Origin of the sequence: Nocardia sp. NPDC058640 (assembly GCF_042716995.1) — a bacterium.
GTDB lineage: Bacteria > Actinomycetota > Actinomycetes > Mycobacteriales > Mycobacteriaceae > Nocardia.
The window spans coordinates 19,121-29,652 of the sequence record NZ_JBHXRG010000048.1 but is presented as its reverse complement, the minus strand read 5'-3'; the positions used below and the strand labels follow the sequence as shown (position 1 = coordinate 29,652).

Below are 10,532 nucleotides of genomic sequence, written 5' to 3'. Positions count from 1 at the left end.
CCCCCAGGGGCCGCGCTCGAGCGCGCCAGCGCTCCAAAAACACAGCCTCAAACCCCCTGGGACCACCAAACCCGGAGGCTTTGCCCTACAACTTCACAATCGTCCGGCTGAACTGCGGAATCAACCGAATCTTGCCCGCGGACCCGAAGTCGATGGTCACCGTAGCCATCGGCCCGGCACCGTCCGCGGCAACAACCCGTCCCAGCCCGTACTTGTCATCGGTGACCCGATCCCCCACCGCCAGAACGAGTTCGGTGTTGTTGCGCTTGACAGCCCCACCGGGAGCCGGCCGACGTTCCCCGGATCCGCCACGCACACCGGGCCGCTGATCCCACCCGCTACCACTGGTCCAATCCCGATCGAACCCACTGTCCTCCCCGCGACGCCGCCCCGCCGACCGCACCGGCTCCAACCGCCGCCAGTCCAGCAGATGCTGCGGAATCTCCTGCAGAAACCGCGATTCCGGATTCGACACCGGCTGCCCCCACCCCGAACGCACCACCGCGCGCGACAGATAGAGCCGCTGACGAGCCCGCGTGATCCCCACATAGGCCAGTCGACGTTCCTCGGCCAGCTCGTTCGGGTCACCCAACGCCCGCATATGCGGGAACTGCCCGTCCTCCCACCCGGTCACGAACACCACCGGGAACTCCAACCCCTTGGCGGTGTGCAGCGTCATCATCGTGACCACACCCGACCCCTCGTCCGGGATCTGATCGGTATCGGCGACCAGCGAAACCCGTTCGAGGAACGCGGCAAGCGACCCCGGCTCGGGCTCGCCGTCGCCGACCTCGGGCACGAACCCTTCCTCACGGGCAGCTTCGGCATTGTTGAACGCCTCGGAACTGAATTCGCGTGCGACACTGACCAATTCGTTGAGGTTGTCCAGCCGCGCCCCGTCCTGCGGGTCATCGGAGGCTTCCAGTTCACCCCGATATCCGGTGCGCTCGAGCACCGCGTCGACCACATTGCCCACATCGGGGTAGTCGCTGTCGGCCCGCTGACCGGCGATCCGAATCTCGTCGAGCAGGTCGAGGAATCCCGCGATCGCGCGCTGCGCACGGGTATTCAGCAACGCGACTTTGCCGTCGGCCGCATCCCGCAACGCCGCCGCGAATCCGATCCCGCGCTGATCGGCGTGCACCGCCACACAGGCCTCGGCCCGATCGCCGATCCCGCGCCGCGGCGTGTTGAGAATGCGCCGCACGCTCACCGCGTCCTCGGGATTTTCCAGCACCCGAAGATAGGCCACCACGTCACGCACTTCTTTGCGCTCGTAGAACCGCACCCCGCCGACGATCTTGTACGGCAGGCCCATGCGGATGAAGATCTCTTCCAGCGCACGCGAATTGTTGTTGGTGCGGTAGAACACCGCCACGTCGCTGTAGTTGGCGTCGCCCGCGTCCACGAGCCGGTCGATTTCCTTGGCGACGAACGAGGCCTCGTCGTGTTCGTTGTCGGCGACGTACCCGGTGATCAGTTCGCCTTCACCGGAATCGGTCCACAGCTTCTTCTCGCGCCTGCCCTCATTGCGCGCGATCACCGCGTTCGCGGCGGACAGAATGTGCTGGGTGGACCGGTAGTTCTGTTCCAGCAGAATCGTTTCCGCGTCGGGGAAGTCCCGTTCGAACTCTTCGATATTGCGAATCGTGGCGCCACGGAACGCGTAGATCGACTGATCGGCGTCACCGACCACACACAGCTCGCTCGCCTCGATCGCCGACTCAGCCGGCTCGCTGTGGTGCCCGACCAGCTCGCGGACCAGCGCGTACTGCGCGTGGTTGGTGTCCTGGTACTCGTCGACGAGCACGTGCCGGAACCGGCGCCGGTAGTACTCGGCCACCTGCGGGTGGTTCTGCAGCAGCGCGACCGTCTCACCGATGAGATCGTCGAAGTCCATCGCATTGGCCGAGCGCAGCCGTCGCTGATATTCCGCGTAGACCCTGGCCACCAGCGCGGGCAGTTCGGTGTCGTCGGGTTCGGCGTCGGCCGCGGCCTTTTCCGGGGAGATCAGTTCGTTCTTCAAATTGGAAATGGCCGTCGACAGCAACCGCGCGGTGTATTTCTTCGTGTCGATCTCGAAATCGCGGCTGATCATGGTGAGCAATCGGCGCGAATCATCGGCGTCGTAGATGGAGAAATTCGAATTCAGACCGGGCAGCAGCGCGGCCTGCATCCGCAGAATGCGCACACAGCTGGAATGGAATGTCGACACCCACATGCTGGCCGCGCGCGGACCGACGAGTCCGGCGACGCGTTCGCGCATCTCGGCGGCGGCCTTGTTGGTGAAGGTGATGGCCAAGATCTCACCGGTGCGCACCCCGCGCGCCGCCAGCAGGTAGGCGATGCGTCGGGTGAGCACCGCGGTCTTGCCCGAACCCGCGCCCGCCACGATCAACAGAGGGCCGCCCGCGTGCACGACCGCGGCGCGCTGCTGCGGGTTGAGCCCGTCGAGCAGTTTCTCGATCTCCGCGTCGCGTTGTTGCTCGCGTTCCTGGCGGCGCTGTGCCTGTTCCTGGACGCGCTGTGCCTGGTCGGCGCTGTTGCGCGCGGCCGCCGCAGCTAACCCGGACACGCCGGTGCCACCACCGACCTTTGGCGGTAGCGCGGCGCCGCTCGGCGGGTGCGCTGGTTCGCTGGGATCGGCGGCTGAGGCGTGGGGAGCGACCGTGATATCCATCGTCTGTCCACGCTACCGGCGGGCACCGACAAGCTGCGAACCACTGCCGCGACGGTGACCGGGCAGCGACGCCCCGGCAAACGACTGGTGAACCACCACAGCACCACTCCGCCCGGTCTCGGTGAACGTTCTCAGCGAATTCACAAACAGAACTGTTTTGCCTCCCTACCCGATCGTGGCAGACTGGGCCAGGTGGTCAGCGCTTCTCCGCATGCCCGGATCGGCTGCCGATCCGTTATCGTGGCGTCGAGCACGACCAATTGTGAACTCCCGGGGGGATCCAGTACCGCCCATCGGGAAAGTTTCAGAGTGACGGAACAGATCGGGTAACAGGCCGTTCGGTTTGACCGATCCAAGTTCTGACACGAGGAGATGAATGATGAGCACGCCAGCTACGACCACCGGCTCCGATTCGGCTCTGCCGCAATCCGAGGCCGAGATCGACAAGCTTCGCCTCGAGATCGACCAACTCGATGCCACGATCCTCGCCGCGATCAAACGCCGCAGCGAGATCTCCCGGATCATCGGCCGCACCCGGATGGCCTCCGGCGGTACGCGCCTGGTCCACAGCCGTGAGATGAAGGTGCTCGAGCGCTTCAGCGAGCTGGGCCAGGAGGGCCACACGCTCGCGATGCTGCTGCTGCGCCTCGGCCGCGGTCGCCTCGGCCGCTGAACCGGCCCCCACCCAGACGCTACGGCGTCACTGAACCATGCGGCGGACCAGCCAGTTCGCCGCTTCCACAAAGCCGCCCCGGGTGCGACATCATCCCCGGGGCGGTTATTTTTTTCGGCTGGGTTCAGGTCAGTGCGATGTACTTGGTGTTCAGGTACTCCTCGATGCCCTCGGTACCGCCCTCGCGACCGAATCCTGATTCCTTGACACCGCCGAACGGCGCGGCCGGGTCAGAAATCACACCCCGGTTCACGCCGACCATGCCGGTTTCCATCGCCTCGGAGATCCGCAGCGCACGATCCAGATCCCGCGTGAACACGTAGCTGACCAGCCCGTACTCGGTGTCGTTGGCGGCGGCCACACCTTCGTCCTCGGTATCGAACGCGACAATCGGCGCGACCGGCCCGAAAACTTCCTCGTGCAGAATCCGAGCGTTCGACGGCACATCGGCCAGGATCGTGGCCGGATAGAACCACCCGGGACCACCGGGCACCTTGCCACCGATCAGCACCCGCGCCCCCACCGCGACAGCATCGTCGACCAGCTCGCTGACGATCTCCCGCTGATCCTCGCTGACCAGCGGACCCAGCGTCGTCGCCGGATCGGTACCCGCCCCCATCACCACCGTGTCCGACATCGCCGCCACGAACTTCTCGGTGAACTCCGCGACCACCCCGCGCTGCACATAGAAGCGGTTGGCCGCGGTGCACGCCTCCCCGCCGTTGCGCAGTTTCGCCTGCATCGCCCCGGCCACGGCGGCGTCGATATCGGCGTCGTCGAACACGACGAACGGCGCGTTGCCGCCCAGTTCCATCGACGTGCGCAGCAACCGATTCGCCGACGCCGCGACCAGTTTCTTGCCGACCTCGGTGGACCCGGTGAAGGTGAGTTTGCGCAGTCGCGGATCGTCGATCAGCGGGCCGGTGACAGCCCCCGAACGCTGGGTGGTGACCACCGAGAGCACCCCGTCGGGCAGACCGGCCTCGCTACACAGTTTCGCCAACGCCAGCATGGTCAACGGCGTGGCCGAGGCGGGCTTGACGATCATCGTGCACCCCGCCGCCAGCGCGGGCCCGATCTTGCGGGTGCCCATGGCCAGCGGGAAGTTCCACGGCGTGATCGCCAGACACGGCCCCACCGGCTGCTTGGCGACCATGATCCGCCCGGCCCCCGACGGCGCGTTCAGATACCGCCCGTGAATGCGCACCGCCTCCTCGCTGTTCCAGCGAAAGAACTCCGCGCCGTAGCGCACCTCGTTGCGGCTCTCCGACAGCGCCTTGCCCATTTCCAGCGTCATCAGCAGCGCGAATTCCTCGGCCCGCGCGGTCAACTGCTCGAACACCGTCCGCAGAATCTCCCCCCGCTCCCGCGAAGGCGTCGCGGCCCAGTCGGCGGCCGCGGCAACGGCCGTGTCCAACGCCCGCATCGCGTCCTCGGGAGTCGCGTCGGCAACCTGCGCGATCACCGAACCATCGGCCGGATTGCGCACAGCGAAAGTCCCACCCCCACTGGCGGGAACCGGCCCGGAACCGATCCACAAACCCTGGGGCACAGACTCGAGTACGTCACGTTCAGACACCATCCCGCCACCCTACGACCGCCACCCCAACGAACGCACCGAACACGAAAGAGTTGGCCACAAGCCTGTACCCTTCGGGTCGTGAGCAGCGACATCACCGAGTCTTCGGCCTGGCAGGCACTGCACAACAATCACCGCGCCGTTGCGCCCCTGCATCTACGGCAGTTGTTCGCCGACGACCCCGAGCGCGGCCGCGAGCTGACGCTGCAGGTGGCCGACTTGCACATCGACTACAGCAAACACCGCGTAACCCGCGAAACCTTGCGCCTGCTCATCGATCTCGCGCGCACCGCGGGAGTGCCGCAGCGGCGCGACGCGATGTACTCGGGCCAGCACATCAACACCTCCGAGGACCGCGCGGTCGGCCATATCGCGTTGCGTCTGCCGGTGGGCGATCAGCTGTGCATCGACGGCGCCGACGCCGACGCCGAGGTCCACGACGTGCTGCGCCGGATGGGCGAATTCGCCGATTCCGTGCGCTCCGGCGCGTGGCGCGGCGCGACCGGCGAACGCATCGAGACCGTGGTCAATATCGGGATCGGCGGCTCGGATCTGGGCCCCGACATGGTGTATCGCGCGCTGCGCCACTATGTCGACGCGGGCATCGAGGCCCGGTTCGTGTCGAACGTGGACCCCTGCGACCTGGTCGCCAAGCTCGCCGGCCTCGACCCCGCGACCACCCTGTTCGTCGTCGCGTCCAAGACCTTCTCCACCCTGGAGACCCTGACCAACGCCACCGCCGCGCGCCGCTGGTTGGTGGCCGCGCTGGGCGAGGACGCGGTGGCCAAGCATTTCGTGGCGGTGTCGACGAACGCGGAACGGGTGGCCGCGTTCGGCATAGATATCGCGAACATGTTCGGCTTCTGGGACTGGGTGGGCGGGCGCTACTCGGTGGATTCGGCCATCGGCCTGTCGGTGATGATCACCATCGGCAAGGAGCAGTTCGCGCAGTTCCTCAGCGGAATGCACGCCATAGACAAGCATTTCGCGACCGCGCCACTGGAAGAGAACGCGCCGGTGCTGCTGGCGATGCTGGGCATCTGGTACTCGAACTTCTTCGGCGCGGAATCCCGTGTGGTGCTGCCCTATTCGAACGATATGGCCCGATTCCCGGCCTATCTACAGCAATTGACGATGGAGTCCAACGGCAAGTCGGTACGCGCGGACGGCACCCCGGTCACCTCGTCGACCGGCGAGATCTTCTGGGGCGAACCGGGCACCAACGGCCAGCATGCCTTCTACCAGTTGCTGCACCAGGGCACCCGCCTGATCCCCGCCGATTTCCTCGGCTTCGCCAGGTCCACCGACGACCTGCCGACCCGCGACGGCACCGGCAGTATGCAGGACATCTTGATGAGCAACCTGTTCGCGCAGTCGAAGGTGCTCGCCTTCGGCAAGAACGCCGAGGAGATCCGCGCCGAGGGCACTGACCCAGAACTGGTGCCGCACAAGGTGATGCCGGGCAATCGACCCAGCACCACGATCCTGGCGGCGGAGCTGACGCCGTCGACGGTGGGTCAGCTGATCGCGCTGTATGAGCACCAGGTGTTCGTCGAGGGCATCATCTGGGGTGTGGACAGTTTCGACCAGTGGGGTGTGGAGTTGGGCAAGCAGCAGGCGCTTGCCCTGATGCCGTTGCTGAGTGGGCCGGAAAAGCCTGTGTCGGTGGGTGATTCGTCCACCGATGAACTCATCGAGTGGTATCGGGCCCATCGCCGCTGAGCTGGTCCGCGGCCCGGGTCACGGCTTGGATCCGGCCGGTCACGCTGGTGGTGATGATGGTGAGCAAGGTGCCTAGCACCACTAGGTCGAACACGATCTGCACCATGGTCGCGATGCGCGCGGTCTGACCGATGGCGTGCACGTCGCCGTAGCCGATGGTCGCGAGCGTGACCAGCGTGTAATACAGGGCGTCGGTGCGGGTTTCGAGCCCGGTGAACTGCTCCGGGCGTAGTTGCTGCAACCGGAAGTAGAACAGCGCGAACACCACGACCACGATGCAGAGGATCAGCAGCACACCGTCGATCCGCCCACCCGCGGTCGCGGGCTCCCGCAGAAACTGCTCGATCCGCCGCCACACCAGCCACCCGAGCCCGACCACGCCGGCGAAGAACACCAGCACCCCCGCCAACCGCCCCGGCCACGCGTCCAGCTCGAACACCCACCCCACCGGCACGCTGTAATACAGCAGCACCGCGCACACCGCCGCCGCACCGTTGCGCATCACATGCCCGGGTACCCGCCGACCTCGCGTCATCCGTCCATGATTGCCCCGAGTTCGCCGATTTCGATGGCACACGCGCCGAGGCGCGGGAAGGTCACGTACCGGCGGGGATCGAACCGGCGTAATCGCCCAATCGGGCCACTTTTAATCAGAAAACTGACTGAAACCGCGAGAAGTGGGCGATTACGCCGGTTGCCCGCGTCCCGACCGGCGACTCAGTGCACTCGGAAGCCTGTGCCCTCGGCGGTCAGAACGTGGTCGGCGCGGTTTCTGCTCGCGGCGATGAGGTCGGCATTGCGCAGATCGCTGTCGTTGACCTTGACGCTCGCCTCGTCCGGCGTGCGCCCGCCGACGGTGTGCCGGTGCAGCAATCGCTGGGTGAGTACCTTGCGCGGCGCGTCCAGGTACCAGCACTGGTCGAGCAGTCCGCGTACGTTTGCCCAGCCGGGGGCTTGCGCATCGGTGAGCAGCAGGTAGTTCCCCTCGACGATGACGATGTGTTCCTCGCACACCACCACGCCAGCGTCGGTGGGTTCGTCGATCGCCCGGTCGAACAGTGGCCACGGCACCGGCGATCCGACGGGAGTCTCCCGCAGCAACCGTAGATCGGCTACGAAGCCCGCCGCGTCGAAAGTGTCCGGCTCGCCCTTGCGTGCCAACGCATTCCGGGAGCGCAGCACCTCATTGCGCAGGTGATACCCGTCCATCGGCGCGACGACCGCGGGCCGCCCCGCCTCGACGAGTTCGTCGCAAAGCCGCTGCGCCAGCGTCGATTTCCCGGCGCCCGGCGGACCCGCGATCCCCAGCAGGAACCGCTGCTCACGCACCGGCACCAGCCGAGCCAGCTCGCGCACCGACAGCACCCCACTCGGCAACGTCACCGTCCCACCCTACCGAGGGAGCCATCTGGCTGGACCTCCCACGCGAATCCGCGCTCGCGGGTGGCCCTACCTGGACCTTTCACGCAAATCTGCGCTCGCGGGTCGCCCGGCCGGACCTCTCAGGCGAATCCGCGTTCGAGGATGGCTCCGGTGTCCACGCCGGTAGGCAAGGTACCGAAAGCGATGCCCCAGTCTCCGCCCAGGCGTGTCGCGCAGAACGCGTCCGCGACGGCGGGGTGTCCGTGCCGCACCAACTGCGCGCCCTGCAGCACCAACGCCATCAGTTCCACGACCCGTCGGGCGCGGTATTGGATGTCGGACAGGTCGGTGAGTTCCTTGCCGACACGGTCGATCGCGTCATCCAGGCGCGCATCGGCACCGCGCGCGAGCGACACCTCCGCGAAGTAGGCCTCGACCGTCTCGGGCTGACGCCCCATGGCGCGCAACGCATCCAGCGCCGCGACATTGCCCGACCCCTCCCAGATCGACATCAGCGGCGCCTCCCGATACAGCCGCGGCATCCCCGATTCCTCGGCATATCCGTTGCCGCCCAAGCACTCCAGTGCTTCGGCGGCGTGCGTGGGAGCCCGCTTGCACACCCAGTACTTGGTGATCGCCAGCGCGATCCGACGCAGGGCCGCCTCGGCCGGGTCACTGCCCGCGCGGTCGGTGGCACCGGCCAGTCGCATCATCACGGTGGTCGCGGCATCCGATTCGACGACCAGGTCGGCGAGCACATTGCGCATGGCCGGTTGGTCGATCAGCTTGGCGCCGAATGCTTCTCGATGTCGGGCGTGGTGAATCGCGGTGACCGCGCCGATCCGCATCCCGGTGGCTGAGCCGATCACGCAGTCGAGACGGGTCATGTTGACCATCTCGATGATGGTCTTCACTCCGGCCCCCTCGGCGCCGACGAGCCAGCCGGTGGCGTTGTCGTATTCGATCTCCGAGGACGCGTTGGACTTGTTGCCCAGCTTGTCTTTCAGGCGCTGGATGCGAATCGGGTTGCGGGTGCCGTCGGGCAGCACGCGCGGCAGCAGGAAACACGACAGGCCGCCGGGGGCCTGGGCGAGGGTGAGGAACATGTCCGACATGGGCGCCGAGGTGAACCACTTGTGCCCGACGATGCGGTACGAACCGTCGGGTTGCGGGGTGGCGGTCGTGGTGTTGGCCCGCACATCCGAACCGCCCTGCTTCTCGGTCATCGACATCCCGGCGATGAGACCGGCCTTCGTCGACGGTTCGCGCAGGCCGAAATCGTAAGTGCGCGAACCCAACAGCGGTTCGAAGCGGGCAGCGAGTTCGGGGTTGTGGCGCAGTGCGGGTACCACCGCGTAGGTCATCGAGATGGGGCACATGTGTCCGGCGTCGGCAGTGCCCCAGGTGAAGAACTTGGCGGCGCGCGCGGTGTGCGCGCCGGGGCGTTCGTCCAGCCACGGCGAACCGTGCAGCCCGTGTGCCACAGCGACATTCATCAGGTCGTGCCAGTGCGGGTGGAATTCGACCTCGTCGATGCGGTTGCCCCAGCGGTCGTGGGTGTGCAGCACCGGCGGGTGCTCGTTGGCGAGCCTGCCCCACTCCTGCGCTTCGACACCGCCTGCGAGCAAACCGAGTTCGCGCACTTCGGGCTCGGCCCAGCCCGCACCTTCACGGTGTAGGCCTTCCAACAGCGCGGGGTTGCGCGCGGCATCGAAGGGGAACAGCGGGGGTGCCTGGTTGAACACTTCGTGGGTCGGCATGACCGGAACTCCTTCTCCTACAACGTATCCGGACGCACACCCAGTGCACGCACGGCGAAAGCGACCAGTTCGGGGATCACGCGCTCGGCGGGCGGGGCGGCGGCCAGCGGACCGACCAGCACCTCCCCGATCGCGCCGACGAGGGCGGCGGCGCTGAAGCTCGGGTCCTGCGCGGGCAGCGTGCCATCGCCCACCCCGTGCGCGATGGCGGATGCGAACGACGCGGCGAACGCGCGCCGGAACCGCAGGCGTTGCGCGTCGACGGCGGCGTCGACCGGCTCTACCAGCAGCACATACGCCAGCTTCGGGTTCTTCAGCGCGCGCCCGGCGAAGGTCTCCACCGCCGCGCTGACCCGCTGCACCACGTCACCCTCGGCCACCGCGGCCCGCACGGCGTCGACCTCGCGCGCCACCACCGTGTCGAACACCGCCGCGACCAACTCGGCCTTGTTCGCGAACTGTTTGTACACGGTGCCGGTCGCGATCCCCGCCTCGCCGGCGACGGCGGCCATCGACAGCCCGGCGAACCCGTCCCGCGACAGCACCGCGGTGGCACCCTGCACGATCAGCGCCCGTTGCGCGTCGAGCCGAGCCTGCACGGCCGGGGTCCTGCGGTACACCATACGAAGAAGTGAACCACCGATTCACCTCTTCACACAAGGGCCCAACGGCCGTAGTGTCGAGGAATGGACCCCGGTGCACCCGCTGATGAATCCGTCCCGTTCAGGCGAGGACCATTCAGTGGGCAACCAGGTC

At 67.0% G+C, this 10,532-nt stretch carries 8 protein-coding genes; 2 read left to right on the top strand and 6 right to left on the bottom strand.

The features are described 5' to 3' along the window. Positions 1-85: 85 nt before the first annotated feature. Positions 86-2,680 (bottom strand): DNA helicase PcrA, encoded by a 2,595-nt coding sequence (gene pcrA / locus ACFWU5_RS28090; RefSeq protein WP_379269869.1) that lies wholly within the window; start codon positions 2,678-2,680, stop codon positions 86-88. 379 nt (positions 2,681-3,059) lie between these two features. Between pcrA and ACFWU5_RS28085 the strand changes: the two genes are divergently transcribed. Continuing rightward, positions 3,060-3,353, top strand: coding sequence for a chorismate mutase (locus tag ACFWU5_RS28085; protein ID WP_056816138.1), 294 nt, complete (start codon positions 3,060-3,062; stop codon positions 3,351-3,353). 124 nt (positions 3,354-3,477) lie between these two features. Here the strand turns inward: ACFWU5_RS28085 and ACFWU5_RS28080 are convergent, their stop codons facing one another. Further along, the gene (locus ACFWU5_RS28080; protein ID WP_379269868.1) at positions 3,478-4,935 is read right to left on the bottom strand and encodes an NAD-dependent succinate-semialdehyde dehydrogenase; all 1,458 of its coding nucleotides are present in this window, start codon (positions 4,933-4,935) and stop codon (positions 3,478-3,480) included. Between the two features lie 78 nt (positions 4,936-5,013). Here ACFWU5_RS28080 and pgi point away from each other — a divergent pair, with 78 nt between their 5' ends. Continuing rightward, positions 5,014-6,654 carry a glucose-6-phosphate isomerase gene (gene pgi / locus ACFWU5_RS28075; RefSeq protein ID WP_379269867.1) on the top strand — a complete coding sequence of 547 codons (1,641 nt, stop codon included), beginning with the start codon at positions 5,014-5,016 and terminating at the stop codon, positions 6,652-6,654. On the opposite strand, the gene ACFWU5_RS28070 is transcribed toward pgi, so the two are convergent. The 4 genes from ACFWU5_RS28070 to ACFWU5_RS28055 form a co-directional block, all read right to left on the bottom strand. Beyond that, positions 6,623-7,189, bottom strand: coding sequence for a potassium channel family protein (locus tag ACFWU5_RS28070; RefSeq protein ID WP_379239771.1), 567 nt, complete (start codon positions 7,187-7,189; stop codon positions 6,623-6,625). The two genes, pgi and ACFWU5_RS28070, sit on opposite strands and share 32 nt — an antisense overlap. A 182-nt stretch (positions 7,190-7,371) precedes the next feature. Beyond that, entirely contained in the window at positions 7,372-8,037 is a 666-nt protein-coding gene (locus ACFWU5_RS28065; protein WP_379269866.1) for a nucleoside/nucleotide kinase family protein, read from the bottom strand. 119 nt (positions 8,038-8,156) lie between these two features. After that, the gene (locus ACFWU5_RS28060) at positions 8,157-9,776 is read right to left on the bottom strand and encodes an acyl-CoA dehydrogenase family protein (RefSeq protein WP_379269865.1); all 1,620 of its coding nucleotides are present in this window, start codon (positions 9,774-9,776) and stop codon (positions 8,157-8,159) included. A gap of 17 nt (positions 9,777-9,793) precedes the next feature. Next, on the bottom strand, positions 9,794-10,399 hold the full coding sequence (locus ACFWU5_RS28055; RefSeq protein ID WP_379269864.1) for a TetR/AcrR family transcriptional regulator: 606 nt from the start codon (positions 10,397-10,399) through the stop codon (positions 9,794-9,796). Between the last annotated feature and the right edge of the window lie 133 nt (positions 10,400-10,532).

Coding starts and splice junctions, on each gene's coding strand:
- pcrA (WP_379269869.1), bottom strand. CDS start 2,680: ATGGATATCACGGTCGCTCCCCACGCCTCAGCCGCCGATCCCAGCGAA.
- ACFWU5_RS28085 (WP_056816138.1), top strand. CDS start 3,060: ATGAGCACGCCAGCTACGACCACCGGCTCCGATTCGGCTCTGCCGCAA.
- ACFWU5_RS28080 (WP_379269868.1), bottom strand. CDS start 4,935: ATGGTGTCTGAACGTGACGTACTCGAGTCTGTGCCCCAGGGTTTGTGG.
- ACFWU5_RS28070 (WP_379239771.1), bottom strand. CDS start 7,189: ATGACGCGAGGTCGGCGGGTACCCGGGCATGTGATGCGCAACGGTGCG.
- ACFWU5_RS28060 (WP_379269865.1), bottom strand. CDS start 9,776: ATGCCGACCCACGAAGTGTTCAACCAGGCACCCCCGCTGTTCCCCTTC.
- ACFWU5_RS28055 (WP_379269864.1), bottom strand. CDS start 10,399: ATGGTGTACCGCAGGACCCCGGCCGTGCAGGCTCGGCTCGACGCGCAA.